The organism is Streptococcus sp. CCH5-D3, assembly GCF_001556435.1.
GTDB lineage: Bacteria > Bacillota > Bacilli > Lactobacillales > Streptococcaceae > Streptococcus.
Map to the genome: position 1 here is coordinate 30,862 of NZ_LSIW01000051.1, position 15,986 is coordinate 46,847.

Sequence of the window (15,986 nt, forward strand, 5' to 3'; positions counted from 1 at the left end):
CGACTTTAGTCGCATAGAGATATGCTATGCACAGTTGCCCCAAGAAAACAAGCGAAGCGATGTTTGATTGGGTGGCAACCACTGCACTCAAAACGTTAATCAATACGATTAAATCAACGTTTTAAGCTCATCAAGGCTTTGCTTTATGGCTGCCTTTTGGTAAGGGATTCTGAAAAAAATGACTTAAATGTTATTTGTGTTTTGTCTTCATCTTGAAATTCTTATAACAATGTGATATATTTATAACAGATAAGATGTGATATATTTATAACACATTAAAAGGAGATGGAGAAAATGAAAATGTCGAAGAACTTAAAGATAATCCTTTATATCGCTAGCGTGCTTATTGTTGTATGTTTAGTATTATTGCTGGGGAATCACCTACCGATTCTAGCGAAAGGTGCTATTATGACGACGGCTTGGCTTCCTTCGTATTTGGTTTGTACGATGATATCGGTCCTCTCAAAATCAACCTATCAAAAGAAAGAGAAAAAAATGTTTGGGATTACTGCAAAATTATATACAGTGCTTGTATTTCTCTCGTCCTCAATCTATACTATTGGAGTTTGGCTTCTAACTCCTGGTTCTGTGATTAAGAATATAATGTTAGGAATTGGATTAGGTGTTCAATTGTTATTAATGTTTTACTTCTTATTCAAGAGAATTAATGAAGAACCCGATGAACGATTTTATAGAAATATTGCAAAGTCCTCTTCCATTTTGTTTACAATAGCAATCTTTATATTATTGGGAATGGCAACCTTGATAGCTTTCTGTAAAGTTTTCGTTTTGAATGCTGGATTCCTTTATATTTTGGTGGCTTTTTTACTCTTATTATTTGCCATTACTTACTTTATCACTGAAAAAAGGGGATGAAATATGGCGAAAGAAAGTAAAATAAAGACTAACTTGAAAGAAGTAAGGGAAGCTTATGGTATGACTCAACAAGATTTAGCAGATCATGTAGGAATACGGAGAGAAACGATTGTTCACTTGGAAAATAACCGCTACAACCCTTCGTTGGAAATGGCTTTAAAAATAGCGCAAGTCTTTAATAAACAAGTGGAAGAACTATTTCGTCTGAAATAAGAGAAGTGAAACAATCCAATTGATTTGTGTATCAGTTTTTGGAAGCTTGTTATTCTAAGGCGAGGTAGTGGTAAGAGGGAGTGTTTTCAAAGGAGTTATTTTTGACTACATCTTAGTTAAAACGCTTTCAAAAATAAGATAATAGTTTATTTTTCAAGCATTTTAACCCAATAATAGAACTTTTTAGGTCGAAATGCTCTCAAAAACGCTAATGTTTCTCTAATCTACTCACTTTTGAGATCTTGCATATTATGTAGTTATCATACAAAAATGATAAAAGTGAATGAATACATTTATTTGAAAGATAATATTGTTATATACTTCAAACATATTATCAGTAAAAGGGTTTTATACGTCTATTAAATATCTTTTGATTTTTAGCCATAAAACCTCACATAATAATGAATGTATATTTTACAAATTATGCTTTTATATATGACTTAAATATGTATTTAAACTTAGCAAAGGACATAATAAATTACCTAAAATAACATTAAAATTAAAAATGATTAATTATTACTATTTGGCAACACACCTCAAAAAACCTTTGTTTGTAGGAATTGTAGGATATATTAAAAATTTAAAAAAGTTTTTAAAATTTGTTGACATATCTCTAGATAGTGTTATAATCTATAGATGTCAGGGAGGTCCTGATACTAAATATATAATAATCCATTAGAGGAGAAACAATTATGAAAAAAGTATTGCTTACATCAGCTGCAGTTCTTGCAGTATTCGCTTCATCAGCAGCAGTTTTCGCTAACGACGGTAACGTTCACACTGGAAACCTTGATAACAAAACTGAAGCAACTGGTGGTGACTTCTTCACAAACAACGAAGGTGGTCTTACTCAAGCTGCTAAAGATGGTCTTAACAACGTTGACGCAGATTCAACTAAACAAAAATTTGAAGATGCTGGTGAACACATCGAACCAAAACGTGATGCTAACGGAAACATCATCAAAGATGAGTTTGTAGTTACTGATAAAGCTAACGCTAACAAAGACGCTAAAGAAGAAGCTAAAGCTGTTAAAGCTGCAGAAAAGAAAGCTCCAGCAGCTAAAGCTGAAGCTAAAGCTCTTCCAAACACAGCAGCTGTTAAATAATTAACTGCTATTGCTAAAAAGAATATCACTGGGGCTAGAGCTTCGGTGATATTTTTCTATGGATAAAGAAAAGGATTTGACATTTCATGAGTAATCATAATCGTAAATCTACTGGATCTCGCAAAAAACTGATTGCTGGGATTTCGGCCTTAGTCATTGCTGCTTTGGCTATCTTCCTTGGCTTCCAGTTTATGTCTCCGACAGCATCGTCCTCTAATGGTGTTAAGAGTGTTTTAACGACTAAAAAAGCAAACACTTATAAAGTTTCAGATGAGGAGAAAGCCTACCTCAAAAATAAATTTGATGGTCTTGAGGCGACAAACCCTGATACTATCGCTTATGTCTATGCACCAGGGACTAAATTGGATGAGCCAGTTGTTCAAACAACGGACAATTCAACCTACTTAGATAAAACATTTGATGGAGGAAACGTTCCATATTTGGGAACGGTCTTCATGGATACAGATAATAAGAAAGATTTCAGCGATCGTTTGACTTGGCTCTTCGGCCATGCTCGAGGAAGTAAGGTTGCTGATAGTCGTATGTTCAACGATGTTAACTACTATAGTGATCAGTCGTTCTTTGATAAACACAAATATGTTGTTATTGAGACGCCTCAACGTAAGTATTATTATGAAGCGCTCGCTATGGTAATTGTGCCTGAAGACACAGCTTTCTATCGTACATCATTTGAAAGCGATAAAGACTTTAAACAACAGTTGGATATCATCTATGATCAAGCAAGTGTTAAAAACAAGGATTTGAAGGTTAGTGCTTCAGATAAATACCTCGTTCTTTCGACTTGTCGTGAGGAAGATGAAACGATTCGTGCTAATCTCTACTTGCGTCAAATTCCAGACTCTGAAATGTCTGATTTTGTAGCTAAACATGGTAAAGATTTGGAATACACACCAACACGCTAATTATTAACCAAACTCTACTTCGTATGAAGTAGAGTTTTTATCTTGTCTAAGAAAACTGATGTTTTCAATCGCCATGGAATTGAGATGTAACCGTTTATTAATCTTTTTTATCATCAATGGATAAGTTTTTTTGGTACACTAGAAGTATGAAAAAGGAGAGTATTATGAAACAGAGCCAGGCTAAAAAGCGTGACAATGCGATGACTAATAAGATTTTGATGGGGTTGATTGCTCTCGTCTTAGGTTTGCTTTTTCTTGAGATTTTAATTGTTCATAGTAAGAATGAACAGCAAAAGAATGCCTCAAACCAGGTACAGACAGCACGTATCATGGCTAATGGGGACTTGCTCTATCATGACGGTCTCTATATGAGTGCCCTGCAGGCAGATGGCAGCTATGATTTCACGGAGAATTTTACTTATGTGAAGCCGTGGTTAAAGCAGGCTGATTTGGTTTTGGGTGATTTCGAGGGAACGATTAATCCTGATTATCCTTTGTCAGGCTATCCTCTGTTTAATGCTCCTCAATCAGTGACAGCAGCTATTAAGGATGCTGGTTATGATGTTATGGATTTGGCCCATAATCATATCTTGGATTCTGGTTTAGAGGGAGCTTTTACAACGGCTGATGCTTTTAAGAAAGTGGGAATTGATCCTATTGGTGTTTACGAAAAGCCGGTGCGAGACAAGGCGCCACTGCTCATCAAGAATGTTAATGGTATCAAAGTTGCAATACTTTCCTATGCTTATGGTTACAATGGCCTAGAGTCGAACTTGACGGATAAAGAGGTTGCAGACCACTTATCGAATTTGGATGAAAAACGTATGAAAGCCGAGATTCAGCGTGCCGAAAAAGAAGCGGATATCACGGTTATCATGCCTCAGATGGGTGTTGAATATCGTTTGGAACCGACAGATGAACAGGTTAAACTCTATCATAAGATGATTGATTGGGGTGCTGATATTATCTTTGGAGGTCATCCTCATGTGGTAGAACCTTCTGAGGTGGTTAAAAAGGATGGACAGCAAAAACTTATTATTTACTCAATGGGGAATTTCATCTCAAACCAGCGCATAGAGACTATGGATGGTGTGGATAGTGCAGAGTGGACAGAGAGAGGTGTCTTAATGGATGTCACCCTTGAGAAAAAGAATGGTCAAACCACGATTAAGACTGCACAAGCGCATCCGACTTGGGTTAACCGTACGCCTAAAGGAACATCTTCGCCAGAGGGATATCCTTTGTATACTTACCAAACTTATATTTTAGAGGATTTCATTAAGGGTGGTAAATATAGAAATAAACTAGATGAAGAAACCAAAGAGCGTATAGATACTGCTTATAAAGAAATGAATGCCCATGTTAATTTAAAATGGAAATAAAGCTAAGATATCGCCTGAATTTGGCGATATTTTTTTGTTTATCGACAAGTTACCCACAGACTTATCCACAGGTGTGGAAAAGTCTGTTAATAGTGTTGAATCTTGATTTTTCAAGGTTTTAAAAGAAGGAAATTATTTAGGTTGTGAACAAGTTTATCCACAAGTAGTTGGGTCAAAGAGAGGATATTTTCATAAACGATATTAGTTAAATTTCTCGGAAATATTCGTCTTTTTCAAGAAAAAATATGCAAATTTCATAAAAAATAGCATTTTTAATCAAAATATGCTAAAATTATACAAAATAAAATGATGGAGGCTTCTCATGAAAGCGATTATTACAGTTGTAGGTAAGGACAAATCAGGTATTGTTGCGGGTGTTGCGACTAAGGTGGCAGAACTTGGCTTGAATATTGATGATATTTCTCAAACAGTTCTTGATGAATTCTTTACCATGATGGCGGTTGTATCATCAGAAGACAAACAAGATTTTACACACCTACGTGCTGAATTGGAAGCCTTTGGTGAGTCATTGAACGTTAAAATCAACATCCAAAGTTCAGCAATTTTTGATGCTATGCACAACTTGTAAGATAGGAGTAGCTTAAAATGGATATTAAACAGGTCACAGAAACCATTGCCATGATTGAGGAACAGAACTTTGATGTTCGTACCATTACCATGGGGATTTCACTACTAGATTGTATCGATTCAGATATCGATAAGGCGGCGGAAAAAGTCTATAACAAGATTGTATCTAAGGCTAAGAATTTGGTAGCTGTTGGTGACGAAATTGCAGCTGAACTTGGTATTCCGATTGTTAATAAACGTGTGTCTGTTACTCCAATCTCAATCATCGGTGCGGCAACAGATGCAACAGACTATGTACCTTTTGCGAAGGCGTTAGACCGAGCAGCTAAGGAAATCGGTGTTAACTTTATTGGTGGTTTCTCTGCACTCGTTCAAAAGGGCTACCAAAAAGGTGATGAGATTCTTATTAATTCTATTCCACGTGCGCTTGCAGAGACTGATTTTGTCTGCTCATCTGTCAACATTGGTTCAACAAAGACTGGTATTAACATGACAGCAGTACGTGACATGGGACGTATCATCAAAGAGGCTTCTGAGGCAGATCCATTGGGCCCAGGTAAATTGGTGGTCTTTGCTAATGCGGTTGAAGATAATCCATTTATGGCAGGTGCCTTCCACGGTGTTGGTGAGGCTGATGTTGTAATCAATGTTGGGGTTTCAGGTCCTGGTGTTGTGCAACGTGCAGTTGAGAAAGTTCCAGGCGAAAGTTTCGATGTTCTAGCTGAAACAGTTAAGAAGACCGCCTTCAAAATCACACGTGTTGGTCAGTTGGTTGGTCAAATGGCCAGCGAACGTCTTGGTGTCGAGTTTGGTATTGTAGATTTGTCTCTTGCGCCAACACCAGCAGTTGGTGATTCAGTAGCCCGTGTACTTGAAGCGATGGGTCTTGAAGTTGTTGGTACGCATGGTACTACTGCAGCTCTAGCCCTTCTTAACGACCAAGTTAAAAAAGGCGGTATCATGGCATGTAACCAAGTTGGTGGTTTGTCAGGTGCTTTTATTCCAGTTTCTGAAGATGAAGGTATGATTGCGGCGGTTCAGTCTGGTCATATCAACCTTGAAAAATTGGAAGCCATGACAGCTATCTGTTCTGTTGGTCTAGACATGATTGCTATTCCTGCTGATACGCCAGATACAACAATCGCGGCTATGATTGCTGATGAAGCGGCTATCGGTGTCATTAACCAGAAAACAACAGCTGTTCGTATCATTCCTTATGGTAAGGAAGGTGATATGTTGGAACTTGGTGGTCTTCTTGGTTATGCACCAGTAATGAAGGTAAACAAAGCTTCATCGGCTGACTTCATTGCGCGTGGTGGTCAAATCCCAGCTCCTGTTCACAGCTTTAAAAACTAAGCGGATGTTAAATGCTTTGCCAATTGGTAAGGCATTTTCTGATGGTCTCGCTGGCTAGATAGTGGAGGGGATTTGTGCTATAATGAATTCAAAAATGACGGAAAGAAGGGGCGCTATGAGTGAGGTTAAGTTGTATATTGCGAGACATGGCAAAACTATGTTTAACACCATTGGTCGTGCACAAGGTTGGTCTGATAGCCCTTTGACCCCGTTCGGTGAAGAAGGTATTCGTGAATTGGGGGTAGGTCTGAAAGCAGCAGGTATTCCTTTCAAGGTCGCATATTCTAGTGATTCAGGTCGAACGATTCAAACCATGGATATCATTTTACGTGAGACGGGTTTAGAAACTATTCCTTATAAACGTGACAAACGTATTCGTGAGTGGTGTTTTGGTAGTTTAGATGGTGGCTATGACGGTGAACTTTTCTACGGTGTGCTACCGAGAACAGATGCTTTTCAAGGTAAGGATTTGCATGAGGTAACTTATCCTGAGCTTGCACAGGGTATCCTTGATGTGGATACGGCTGGTTGGGCAGAGCCTTGGGAAGTGCTCAGAAAACGTATTTTAGAGGGGTTCATAGCTATTGCAGAAAATCTTGAGAGGTCTGGTGGCGGTAATGCTATTGTCGTTAGTCACGGTATGACCATTGCAACCTTTGCTTGGTTAATTGATTCTTCTGTCGAGCATCCTTCATTGGACAACGGTTCGGTTACTGTTGTTGCTTATGAAAATGGTAAATTTACATTAGAAGCACTTGGCGATATGACTTATCGTCAGGTTGGGCGAGAGATAATAGAAAAAGAAAATGGTAAAAAATAACTATCCAAGTCGCCGTCAGGCGAAAAAGCAAACCAACTGGTTTTTGGTTATCAGTAGTGTCTTGATTGCAATTCTTTTAGTTGTAGCAGGACTTTATTCAGTATTTGGTGTCAGTCGTACAGTCCAACAAACCAATGGATCGTCAGTAACAAAAAGTAGTAAGCAAGCTACCGATGCGACTCAAAGCAAGGATGCAAAGGGACTACCTGATGTATCGCCTAAAGACTGGCAATTGCTTTTGGTAAATCGAGATAATAAGTCTAAAGAACTTAACCCTGAGATTGCTGATGTCGATGGTGTTTCTGTAGATGCAAGAATTGCTAAGAACGTTAAGGAGTTTTTAGCAGCTGCTCAAGAAATTGATCCAAGTTATCACTTGATATCAGGTTATCGTAGTGTTGCTTATCAGACTGAACTTTATAACAGTTATGTTCAGCAGGAAATGGCTGCTGACCCAAGTTTGACGGAGTCTCAGGCGGAGAAAAAGGTTCAAACCTATTCACAACCACCAGGAGCGAGTGAACACCAAACAGGTCTTGCGATTGATATGAGTACTGTAGATAGCTTAAATGAAGCAGATCCAGATACAGTAGCTAAAGTCAAAGAATTGGCGCCGAAATATGGCTTTGTTCTTCGTTTTCCAGATGGTAAAACATCGTCAACGGGTGTAGGCTACGAGGATTGGCATTTCCGCTATGTTGGTAAAGAGTCAGCAGAGTATATGACTGAACATAATCTTACTTTGGAAGAATATTTGGCATTATTAAAGGAGAAAGCTAAGTGAGACGACGTTTTAAACTAAAAGCCTTCATTACCTTAGTTGTTGTTTTTGCTTTAGGTATTCTCTTACCTTTGATTCTTCATGCCTCTACAGATGATAATGCTCGTGCGGTAAAGGTTGCTTACACACAGCAAGAATTTATTGAGACCTTAGCTCCAACAGCTCAAAAGATGTCTAAAAACTATGGTGTACCTGCGTCTATTCTCCTTAGTCAAGCTGCATATGAGTCAAATTATGGTAGCAGTCTTTTATCTGTTAAATACCATAACATCTACAGTCTCCCTGCTCAGCCAGGTCAAGAACGTATTCGTTTAAAGGATAGTATCTACAGTAAAGGGAAATGGCAATACCAAAAGGTGGATTTTGCAGTTTTTAAGGATTGGTCAAGTTCTATGATGACTTATTTAGAAGAACTTCGCCAAGGAACATGGGGCGAGTCGACCTATAAAGAGATAGCAGGAACGACTAGTTATAAAGTTGCGGCAGAAAAACTACAAGCTGCGGGTTTTAGCAGTGATCCAGATTATGCCAAACACCTCATATCTATTATTGAGACCTATCATTTGTCAAAATATGATTGATAAGATTAGAGTGCCTCTGAGGTGCTCTTTTTTTGCTTTTCTAGGTCTTAAGATGTATTTTTAGCACTCTTTTTATAAGAGTGCTAATTTTTTGGTTTTTTGGGTTGACATGTTCAAGTTTAGGTGTATAATAGAATCATAAGTTAGCAGTCGATGTGTTAGAGTGCTAATAAATAGAAATGAGGTGACATCGTGATTACGCAAAGGCAAAACACTATTTTGAATTTGATAGTTGAGATGTTCACTCGTACACATGAACCGGTTGGTTCTAAAGCATTACAAGAATCAATTGATTCGAGTTCAGCGACCATTCGTAATGACATGGCCAAGCTTGAAAAAATGGGCTATCTTGAAAAAGCTCATACTTCTAGTGGGCGTATGCCAAGCCGAGCAGGTTTCCAGTATTTCGTCGCTAATTCTTTGAATCTTGATACGATTGATGAACAAGATGTTTATCAAGTGGTCAAGGCCTTTGATTTTGAAGCCTTTAAACTTGAAGATATCTTGGATGCAGCGGCGAAGCTGCTGGCAGAAATGACAGGATGTACAGCAGTGATTCAAGATGTGGAACCGACACGACAACGTCTGACTGGATTTGACATTGTTCATCTATCCAATCACGACGCTTTAGCGGTTCTTACTCTAGATGAATCTAAGCCTGTGACAGTTCAATTTGCTATTCCAAAAAATTTCTTGTCTAGTGATTTGGAAATTCTTCATAAGCTTGTTCAAGAACGTTTTTTAGGAAACACTGTCTTAGAGATCCATTACCGATTGAGAACTGAGATTCCTCAGATTGTGCAAAAGTATTTCAAGATAACAGATAATGTTCTAGATTTGTTTGATTATATCTTTTCACAACTTTTTAAGGAATTGATTTTCATCGAAGGTAAGGTTGCATCACTGACTTATGCCGACTTAAAAACCTATCAATTTTTGGACAATCCACAACATGTGGCACTTGAGCTTCGATCAGCTATCTCCGATGATGAAGTGACCAAGATTTCGGTTGCAGAATCAACTGAAGAAGCGCTTGAAAATGTCACAGTTATGAGTCATAAATTCCTGATTCCTTATCGTGGGATGGCGCTCATGCATGTGATTGGCCCAGTTGAAATGGATTATCGTCGCATGGTTAGTTTGGTCAATGTTATTAGTAGAGTTTTGGTTATGAAGTTGACGGATTATTACCGTTACCTCAATAGTAACCATTATGAAGTTAGCTAAGATATAACATTTAATAAGTATAGAAAGAGGTGTATGCCTTGACTGAAGATATTAAAAAAGAAGAAGTGGAAGAAGAGGAAGCTACTGAGACAACTGAAGAAGTTGTAGAGGAAGTAAACGAACCTTCTGAACTTGAAGAAGCCCAAGCGCGTGCCGAAGAATTTGAAAACAAATACCTTCGTGCCCATGCAGAAATGCAAAACATTCAGCGCCGTTCTAATGAAGAACGTCAACAATTGCAAAAGTATCGTAGCCAAGATTTGGCAAAAGCAATTTTGCCATCACTTGATAACCTTGAACGTGCTCTTGCCGTTGAGGGCTTGACTGATGATGTCAAAAAAGGTTTGGAAATGGTGCAAGAAAGTTTAGTGCATGCTCTTAAAGAGGAAGGGATTAAAGAAATTCCAGCAGATGGTGATTTCGATCATAACTTCCACATGGCGATTCAAACAATGCCTGCAGATGATGAACATCCAGCAGATACGATTGCACAAGTTTTCCAAAAAGGGTATAAACTCCACGAACGCGTCTTACGCCCAGCCATGGTAGTTGTATATAATTAATTGAAAACTTGTCCGAAATGACAGAAAACTATGAATGAAAGATAAAAAAGCAAAATAGAAATTAAGTAAAAAGGGGAAAAACATATGTCTAAAATCATTGGTATTGACTTAGGTACAACAAACTCAGCAGTAGCAGTTCTTGAAGGAACTGAATCAAAAATCATCGCAAACCCAGAAGGAAACCGCACAACTCCATCTGTTGTGTCATTCAAAAATGGTGAAATCATCGTTGGTGACGCTGCAAAACGTCAAGCAGTAACAAACCCAGATACCATCATCTCTATCAAATCTAAGATGGGTACTTCTGAAAAAGTTTCTGCAAACGGTAAAGAATACACACCGCAAGAGATTTCAGCTATGATTCTTCAATATTTGAAAGGTTATGCTGAAGATTACCTTGGTGAAAAAGTAACCAAAGCTGTTATTACAGTTCCTGCTTACTTCAACGATGCTCAACGTCAAGCAACTAAAGACGCTGGTAAAATTGCTGGTCTTGAAGTAGAACGTATCGTCAACGAACCAACAGCAGCAGCCCTTGCTTATGGTTTGGATAAGACTGATAAAGAAGAAAAAATCTTGGTATTCGACCTTGGTGGTGGTACATTCGACGTATCTATCCTTGAACTTGGTGATGGTGTCTTTGATGTATTGGCAACTGCAGGGGATAACAAACTCGGTGGTGATGACTTTGACCAAAAAATCATCGACCACATGGTTGAAGAATTCAAGAAAGAAAATGGTATCGACTTGTCAACAGACAAGATGGCTCTTCAACGTTTGAAAGACGCAGCTGAAAAAGCTAAGAAAGACCTTTCTGGTGTCACATCAACACAAATCAGCTTGCCATTCATCACTGCTGGTGAGGCTGGACCTCTTCACTTGGAGATGACATTGACTCGTGCGAAATTCGATGATTTGACTCGTGACCTTGTAGAACGTACTAAAACTCCAGTTCGCCAAGCCCTTTCAGATGCAGGTTTGAGCTTGTCAGATATTGACGAAGTCATCCTTGTCGGTGGTTCAACTCGTATTCCTGCCGTTGTAGAAGCTGTTAAAGCTGAAACTGGTAAAGAACCAAATAAATCAGTTAACCCTGATGAAGTAGTTGCTATGGGTGCTGCTATCCAAGGTGGTGTTATCACTGGTGATGTCAAAGACGTTGTCCTTCTTGATGTAACTCCATTGTCACTTGGTATCGAAACAATGGGTGGAGTGTTCACAAAACTTATTGACCGCAACACTACAATTCCAACATCTAAGTCACAAGTCTTCTCAACTGCAGCAGACAACCAACCAGCCGTTGATATCCACGTTCTTCAAGGGGAACGCCCAATGGCAGCAGATAACAAGACTCTTGGACGTTTCCAATTGACTGATATCCCAGCTGCACCTCGTGGTATCCCACAAATCGAAGTTACTTTCGATATTGATAAGAACGGTATCGTATCTGTTAAAGCTAAAGACCTTGGAACTCAAAAGGAACAAACAATTGTTATCCAATCTAACTCTGGTTTGACAGATGAAGAAATTGAAAAGATGATGAAAGATGCTGAAGCAAATGCTGAAGCAGATGCAAAACGTAAAGAAGAAGTAGATCTTCGTAACGAAGTTGACCAAGCTATCTTTGCGACTGAAAAAACAATCAAAGAAACTGAAGGTAAAGGCTTCGATACAGAACGTGATGCTGCTCAATCAGCTCTTGATGACCTTAAGAAAGCTCAAGAATCAGGCAATCTTGATGACATGAAGGCTAAATTGGAAGCTCTTAACGAAAAAGCTCAAGCTCTTGCGGTTAAACTTTACGAACAAGCTGCAGCAGCACAACAAGCTCAAGCAGGAGCAGAAGGTGCACAAACAGCAGATAACTCAGGCGATGATGTCGTAGACGGAGAGTTTACTGAAAAATAAGATGCAAAGCCCGTTAAAACCTCACAGTGAAAATAGGATATCCGACGCAGAAACTTTAGTTTCTAGGGAGGTTTCTCTTTTTCACCAAGAGGTTAGGACGTGCTCAGTTCTGACTAATTAGTAAATGATAGTAAGAAATCCAGAGGTTGCAACCCAGCCTCTGTTTTTCGGTAAAATAAGTGAAGTGAATATAAGATATATTTGTGCTTCGTATCGTAACAAATAAAATAGAAAGGAACAGAGAGAGTTCGAGAAATTGAACACGAGCGGAAAGCTTGGAAATTAAATAAACCTCCTAAGAAATCAGGATTTCTTGTCGGTTTCCTAAATTTCAGTCGCTTTCTGTTCGCTCTTAGTATCTTGTATGAACAATACCGAATATTACGATCGTCTTGGGGTATCTAAGGATGCCTCTCAAGATGAAATTAAACGTGCCTATCGTAAGATGTCTAAGAAATACCACCCAGACATTAATAAAGAACCAGGTGCGGAAGAAAAATATAAAGAGGTCCAAGAGGCATACGAAACTCTAAGTGACGACCAAAAACGTGCAGCCTATGACCAATACGGACCAGATGGTGCGAATGGTTTTGGTGGTCAAGGAGGCTTTGGTGGTTTTGATGGTGGTGCAGGCTTTGGAGGCTTTGAGGATATTTTCTCTAGCTTCTTTGGTGGTGGTGCTACTCGTAACCCAAATGCTCCACGTCAAGGTGATGACCTTCAGTACCGTGTCAACTTAAGCTTTGAAGAGGCGATTTTTGGTGCAGAAAAAGAAGTACACTACAATCGTGAAGCGACATGTAAGACATGTTCAGGATCTGGTGCAAAACCTGGAACAAGCCCTGTAACTTGTGGTCGCTGTCATGGTCAAGGGGTTATCAATGTCGATACGCAAACACCACTTGGTATGATGCGTCGTCAAGTAACCTGTGATGTCTGTCATGGAACAGGTCAAGAAATTAAAGAGCCATGTCAAACTTGTCATGGAACAGGACATGAAAAACAAAGCCACAAAGTATCTGTCAAGATTCCAGCAGGTGTTGAAACAGGTCAACAAATCCGTCTTGCTGGTCAAGGTGAAGCTGGTTTCAATGGTGGACCTTATGGAGATCTCTTTGTAATCATCAATGTTAATCCAAGCGATAAATTTACGCGTGATGGATCAACGATTTACTATACACTTAATATTTCCTTTGTCCAAGCAGCCCTTGGTGACACTGTCGAAGTACCAACGGTTCACGGAAATGTTGAGATGACCATCCCAGCAGGAACTCAAACAGGCAAAACTTTCCGTCTAAAAGGAAAGGGTGCTCCACGTCTTCGTGGAGGTTCACAAGGAGATCAACACGTTACAGTTAAGATTGTAACTCCTACGAAGCTAAATGCTGCTCAAAAAGAAGCTCTCCTTGCATTCGCCAAAGCAAGTGGTGATGAAAAAATCGCACCACAGAAAAAAGGTTTCTTCAATAAAGTAAAGGATGCCTTAGAAGATTTATAAAGGAAGGACGCTTAATGCGTCTTTTTCTTTACGTCAAAAACTGTATGGGGTCAGTTGGCGATTGACCTACTTTTTATCCTTAAAAAAATCTGATATGATAATTCTATGGTTAGATACAAAGCGACAATTTCCTATGATGGTACACTTTTCTCAGGTTTTCAAAGACAACCAAATGCACGTTCCATTCAAGAAGAACTTGAAAAGACTCTCTTACGGTTAAATAGCGGTACACCTGTCACCGTTCATGGAGCGGGTCGTACAGATGCAGGTGTTCATGCCTATGGACAAGTTATTCACTTCGATTTACCTCAAGAGCGAGATCCAGAGAAGTTGCGTTTCGGTTTAGATACGCAATGTCCAGATGATATTGATGTTGTTAGTATCGAACTTGTATCGGAGGAATTCCATGCGCGATACAACAAACATAGTAAAACTTATGAGTTCCTAGTAGATGCAGGGCGACCTAAGAACCCCATGATGCGTAATTATGCGACCCACTATCCCTACCCTCTAAGTTTAGCACCTATGCAGGAGTCTGCTAAGGATTTGGTCGGTACACATGATTTTACAGGCTTCACAGCTTCAGGAACTTCTGTAGAAAATAAAGAACGTACAATTACACAGGCTAGTGTATCTATCGATGAGAAAACTGGATTTTATATCTTTACTTTTTCTGGTAATGGTTTTCTCTATAAGCAAGTTAGAAATATGGTTGGCACCTTGTTGAAGATTGGCAATGGTCGCATGCCTGTTTCGCAAGTTAAGACAGTGTTAGAAAGTCGTGACCGTAATCTTGCAGGACCAACGGCAGCTGGTAATGGTTTGTATTTAAAGGAGATACGATATGAGTGATGAATTGATTTTAGCGATTTCAGGGAATGATATTTTTAGTGGTGGCGGACTTCATGCAGATTTAGCGACATTTACCACAAATAAACAGCATGGATTTGTGGCTCTTACCTGTCTAACAGCTATGCCTGAGAATGGTTTTGAGGTCATTCCGGTTGATACTAATGTTTTTAAACAACAACTTGATTCACTAAAAGATGTCCCCTTCTCAGCAATTAAAATTGGCTTGTTGCCTAACGTTGAAATCGCAGAATTAACGTTGGATTTTGTTAAAAATCATTCTGATATTCCAATTGTCTTGGATCCCGTTTTAGTATGTAAGGAGACTCATGACGTTGAAGTTTCTCAACTACGTGATGAATTGGTTAAATTTTTCCCTTATATCACAGTTATCACTCCAAACTTACCTGAAGTCGAACTGCTTATAGATAGAAAGGTCAAGACTCTTGATGATATGAAGCATGCGGCTAGCTATCTCAATGAATTAGGAGCTAAGACTATCGTTGTCAAAGGTGGAAACCGCTTGGATGGAAATAAAGCGATAGATGTCTTTTATGATGGAACAGACTACAAATTGTTTGAAGAAGCTGTGCTAGACAAAAATAATACCGGTGCAGGATGTACATTTGCTTCAAGTATAGCTAGTGAATTAGTTAAAGGATGTTCAGAAACGGAAGCTGTAGCAAATGCTAAAGCCTTTGTTTATGAATCAATTAAACAATCAAATGAATTTGGAGTAGTTCAATATGCAAAATAAGAAAACAAAAGAGTTAACATTATTAGCTATCTTAACGGCTTTATCAGTGACCTTTGGATTCGTAGCTAAAATCCCGACTCCAACAGGACTTTTAACTTTGGTAGATGCAGGAATCTACTTCACAGCCTTTTATCTTGGGAAGAAAGAAGGGGCAATTGTGGGAGGACTATCTGCATTTTTGATAGATTTGCTATCATCTGCTCCGCAATGGATGTTTATCAGTTTGTTAATCCATGGTGCACAAGGTTATTTTGCTGGCTTTAAAGGGAACTATCGTATCCTAGGCCTTCTGATTGCAGCAGTTGTGATGGTGGGTGGCTATGCACTTGCTTCAGTATTTATGTATGGAACAGGAGCTTCAATCGCAGAAGTGATTCCTAATTTCTGCCAGAATGCTCTTGGCGTAGTTGTTGGATGGGTATTGTATCAAGGATTCAAAAAAGTTCAGTCTAAAAAAGGTTAAAACATTACTAAACCCTATTGACAAGAACTAAATTGGGTGATAAGATATAAAAGTTGTCCTAACAGACTTGCCACAAACTTGAAAAGGTTCCAAAA

The 15,986-nt window shown here is 38.9% G+C and carries 17 protein-coding genes; all 17 read left to right on the forward strand.

Features of this window, described 5'->3' with window-relative positions; genetic code table 11:
• Nucleotides 1-294 precede the first annotated feature (294 nt).
• The 17 genes from AX662_RS02445 to AX662_RS02525 all read left to right on the forward strand — a co-directional run bounded on the left by AX662_RS02445 (nucleotide 295) and on the right by AX662_RS02525 (nucleotide 15,891).
• The gene (locus AX662_RS02445; RefSeq protein ID WP_014633793.1) at nucleotides 295-876 is read left to right on the forward strand and encodes a hypothetical protein; all 582 of its coding nucleotides are present in this window, start codon (nucleotides 295-297) and stop codon (nucleotides 874-876) included.
• A 3-nt stretch (nucleotides 877-879) separates the two neighbouring features.
• Nucleotides 880-1,089, forward strand: a complete 210-nt coding sequence (locus tag AX662_RS02450; RefSeq protein WP_014633794.1) for a helix-turn-helix transcriptional regulator — start codon at nucleotides 880-882, stop codon at nucleotides 1,087-1,089.
• Nucleotides 1,090-1,781: 692 nt separating this feature from the next.
• Complete coding sequence (locus tag AX662_RS02455) at nucleotides 1,782-2,195, forward strand: LPKTxAVK-anchored surface protein (protein ID WP_002889684.1); 414 nt, start codon at nucleotides 1,782-1,784, stop codon at nucleotides 2,193-2,195.
• An 86-nt stretch (nucleotides 2,196-2,281) separates the two neighbouring features.
• On the forward strand, nucleotides 2,282-3,118 hold the full coding sequence (gene srtB / locus AX662_RS02460) for a class B sortase, LPKTxAVK-specific (RefSeq protein ID WP_014633795.1): 837 nt from the start codon (nucleotides 2,282-2,284) through the stop codon (nucleotides 3,116-3,118).
• A 164-nt stretch (nucleotides 3,119-3,282) separates the two neighbouring features.
• Nucleotides 3,283-4,500, forward strand: a complete 1,218-nt coding sequence (locus AX662_RS02465; RefSeq protein ID WP_014633796.1) for a CapA family protein — start codon at nucleotides 3,283-3,285, stop codon at nucleotides 4,498-4,500.
• 322 nt (nucleotides 4,501-4,822) lie between these two features.
• Nucleotides 4,823-5,089: an ACT domain-containing protein gene (locus AX662_RS02470; RefSeq protein ID WP_002886390.1), complete on the forward strand. Its 267-nt coding sequence runs from the start codon at nucleotides 4,823-4,825 to the stop codon at nucleotides 5,087-5,089.
• A 17-nt stretch (nucleotides 5,090-5,106) separates the two neighbouring features.
• A complete protein-coding gene (locus tag AX662_RS02475) occupies nucleotides 5,107-6,444 on the forward strand; it encodes a PFL family protein (RefSeq protein WP_014633797.1) in 1,338 nt (445 codons plus the stop codon).
• Nucleotides 6,445-6,559: 115 nt separating this feature from the next.
• Entirely contained in the window at nucleotides 6,560-7,264 is a 705-nt protein-coding gene (locus tag AX662_RS02480; protein ID WP_048790482.1) for a histidine phosphatase family protein, read from the forward strand.
• Nucleotides 7,251-8,048, forward strand: a complete 798-nt coding sequence (locus AX662_RS02485) for a M15 family metallopeptidase (RefSeq protein ID WP_014633799.1) — start codon at nucleotides 7,251-7,253, stop codon at nucleotides 8,046-8,048. The genes AX662_RS02480 and AX662_RS02485 overlap by 14 nt, the downstream gene beginning before the upstream one ends.
• The gene (locus AX662_RS02490) at nucleotides 8,045-8,626 is read left to right on the forward strand and encodes a glycoside hydrolase family 73 protein (protein ID WP_060971532.1); all 582 of its coding nucleotides are present in this window, start codon (nucleotides 8,045-8,047) and stop codon (nucleotides 8,624-8,626) included. The genes AX662_RS02485 and AX662_RS02490 overlap by 4 nt, the downstream gene beginning before the upstream one ends.
• A 192-nt stretch (nucleotides 8,627-8,818) precedes the next feature.
• Nucleotides 8,819-9,853, forward strand: coding sequence for a heat-inducible transcriptional repressor HrcA (hrcA, locus tag AX662_RS02495; protein ID WP_021143460.1), 1,035 nt, complete (start codon nucleotides 8,819-8,821; stop codon nucleotides 9,851-9,853).
• Nucleotides 9,854-9,891: 38 nt separating this feature from the next.
• A complete protein-coding gene (grpE, locus tag AX662_RS02500) occupies nucleotides 9,892-10,416 on the forward strand; it encodes a nucleotide exchange factor GrpE (protein WP_060971533.1) in 525 nt (174 codons plus the stop codon).
• A gap of 84 nt (nucleotides 10,417-10,500) precedes the next feature.
• Nucleotides 10,501-12,324 (forward strand): molecular chaperone DnaK, encoded by a 1,824-nt coding sequence (gene dnaK, locus AX662_RS02505; protein WP_002886397.1) that lies wholly within the window; start codon nucleotides 10,501-10,503, stop codon nucleotides 12,322-12,324.
• A 364-nt stretch (nucleotides 12,325-12,688) separates the two neighbouring features.
• Entirely contained in the window at nucleotides 12,689-13,822 is a 1,134-nt protein-coding gene (dnaJ, locus tag AX662_RS02510; RefSeq protein WP_060971534.1) for a molecular chaperone DnaJ, read from the forward strand.
• Between the two features lie 105 nt (nucleotides 13,823-13,927).
• Complete coding sequence (gene truA, locus AX662_RS02515) at nucleotides 13,928-14,674, forward strand: tRNA pseudouridine(38-40) synthase TruA (RefSeq protein ID WP_060971535.1); 747 nt, start codon at nucleotides 13,928-13,930, stop codon at nucleotides 14,672-14,674.
• Nucleotides 14,667-15,428, forward strand: a complete 762-nt coding sequence (locus tag AX662_RS02520; protein ID WP_060971536.1) for a bifunctional hydroxymethylpyrimidine kinase/phosphomethylpyrimidine kinase — start codon at nucleotides 14,667-14,669, stop codon at nucleotides 15,426-15,428. The genes truA and AX662_RS02520 overlap by 8 nt, the downstream gene beginning before the upstream one ends.
• Nucleotides 15,418-15,891, forward strand: a complete 474-nt coding sequence (locus AX662_RS02525) for an ECF transporter S component (protein ID WP_037600219.1) — start codon at nucleotides 15,418-15,420, stop codon at nucleotides 15,889-15,891. Before AX662_RS02520 ends, AX662_RS02525 begins: the two co-directional genes overlap by 11 nt.
• Nucleotides 15,892-15,986: the final 95 nt, after the last annotated feature.

Bases quoted from the DNA above. Each gene is read 5' to 3' on its own strand.
- AX662_RS02475 (WP_014633797.1), top strand. From the start codon at position 5,107: ATGGATATTAAACAGGTCACAGAAACCATTGCCATGATTGAGGAACAG.
- AX662_RS02525 (WP_037600219.1), top strand. From the start codon at position 15,418: ATGCAAAATAAGAAAACAAAAGAGTTAACATTATTAGCTATCTTAACG.
- dnaJ (WP_060971534.1), top strand. From the start codon at position 12,689: ATGAACAATACCGAATATTACGATCGTCTTGGGGTATCTAAGGATGCC.
- AX662_RS02445 (WP_014633793.1), top strand. From the start codon at position 295: ATGAAAATGTCGAAGAACTTAAAGATAATCCTTTATATCGCTAGCGTG.
- AX662_RS02455 (WP_002889684.1), top strand. From the start codon at position 1,782: ATGAAAAAAGTATTGCTTACATCAGCTGCAGTTCTTGCAGTATTCGCT.
- AX662_RS02450 (WP_014633794.1), top strand. From the start codon at position 880: ATGGCGAAAGAAAGTAAAATAAAGACTAACTTGAAAGAAGTAAGGGAA.
- dnaK (WP_002886397.1), top strand. From the start codon at position 10,501: ATGTCTAAAATCATTGGTATTGACTTAGGTACAACAAACTCAGCAGTA.
- AX662_RS02480 (WP_048790482.1), top strand. From the start codon at position 6,560: ATGAGTGAGGTTAAGTTGTATATTGCGAGACATGGCAAAACTATGTTT.
- AX662_RS02465 (WP_014633796.1), top strand. From the start codon at position 3,283: ATGAAACAGAGCCAGGCTAAAAAGCGTGACAATGCGATGACTAATAAG.
- AX662_RS02485 (WP_014633799.1), top strand. From the start codon at position 7,251: ATGGTAAAAAATAACTATCCAAGTCGCCGTCAGGCGAAAAAGCAAACC.
- srtB (WP_014633795.1), top strand. From the start codon at position 2,282: ATGAGTAATCATAATCGTAAATCTACTGGATCTCGCAAAAAACTGATT.
- AX662_RS02520 (WP_060971536.1), top strand. From the start codon at position 14,667: ATGAGTGATGAATTGATTTTAGCGATTTCAGGGAATGATATTTTTAGT.
- truA (WP_060971535.1), top strand. From the start codon at position 13,928: ATGGTTAGATACAAAGCGACAATTTCCTATGATGGTACACTTTTCTCA.
- AX662_RS02470 (WP_002886390.1), top strand. From the start codon at position 4,823: ATGAAAGCGATTATTACAGTTGTAGGTAAGGACAAATCAGGTATTGTT.